At 58.1% G+C, this 1,164-nt stretch carries 1 protein-coding gene; it reads right to left on the bottom strand.

Annotated elements, in window-relative coordinates:
- Positions 1–325: 325 nt before the first annotated feature.
- Positions 326–1,164, bottom strand: an 839-nt coding sequence (locus QQJ84_RS16890; RefSeq protein ID WP_284259486.1) for an IS110 family RNA-guided transposase, incomplete at its 5' end; no start/stop codon positions are given.

Below are 1,164 nucleotides of genomic sequence, written 5' to 3'. Positions count from 1 at the left end.
ACCCTGTTTCAAGAAACCGGTTTCATCAATCACCAAAACGGCGTCGTTGTCTGCGAACGTCTCGACTGCCGCGCGACATGTGTGGACGACCCCGCTGGGTTCAAGTAGTTGAAGCAGAATTTGGCATGGGTTCGAATGCGGTCATGTGTCCGGCCTCACATTATTGCGGCATCATGACCGCAGGGCCCAGATCGGTTCCGCGAACAACATCCAAACAATCAAGCGGCATGTGATTGCCGTAGTCGCGCGCGGATTTTGTTGTTCGTCGGTTCGACCGATAACCATCTCCTACTTGCTCCTTATACCCCCAGCACCGGCGTGCGGTTCAGGCGGCGATCGGCTTACGCCGATACGTCTCCCCGCGCGCCATCATGGCCCAGATAATCCGGGCCATCTTGTTGGCCAGAGCTACCGCCGCGAGCTTGCGCGGCTTGCGCTCCAGCAATTGTACCAACCATGGCAACGCCGATTTGCTACCAAGTTTGGCCACGCGGATGACTGACATCGCGCCGACCACCAGCAATGTTCGCATCCGTTCATTACCTGCCTTGCTGATTTTGCCCAGGCGCTGCTTGCCGCCGGTGGAATGCTCCCGCGGCGTCAGACCCAGCCACGCCGCAAAATGACGGCCGGAGGCAAAATTCTCAGGTTCCACAGTCAAAGCCATGGTGGTCGCGATCATCGGACCGACGCCGGGAATTTCCCCCAGAGCCCGACTGACCGGGTTGAGCTTGTGCTGCTTCGCCAGCTCGGCATCCAGAACGGCGATCCGGCTATTCAGGGCCTCGATATGCGCGCCCATTTGCTCAAACATAGCGCGCGCTGCGGCCGGTATGTTGGCATCCCCAGCCAGCACTACGAGCAGCGCTTCAACTTTGGTGGTGCCCTTGGCCGCCACCACACCAAATTCCGTGGCATGGCCACGCAGCGCGTTGATCGCCTGGCTACGCTGGCCCACCTGCATCTCTCGATGCTTAAGGATAATAATCTGGGCCTGTTGGTCTACGCTCTTTACCGCCACCGATTTCATGCTGGGACGAGAAGCCGCTTCGCTGATCGCCTCGGCATCATTGCGGTCATTCTTGCTACGTTTAACGAGGCTCTTATAGCGTTTCTTGTTGATGTTGGCTATAAATGGGTGGTTTGGCGGGAGGAAGTGACCAT

Source organism: Acidocella aquatica, from assembly GCF_030160635.1.
Taxonomy (GTDB): Bacteria; Pseudomonadota; Alphaproteobacteria; order Acetobacterales; family Acetobacteraceae; genus Acidocella; species Acidocella aquatica.
Note: the sequence above shows the minus strand (reverse complement) of the source record. Positions and strands in the feature narration are given on the sequence as shown.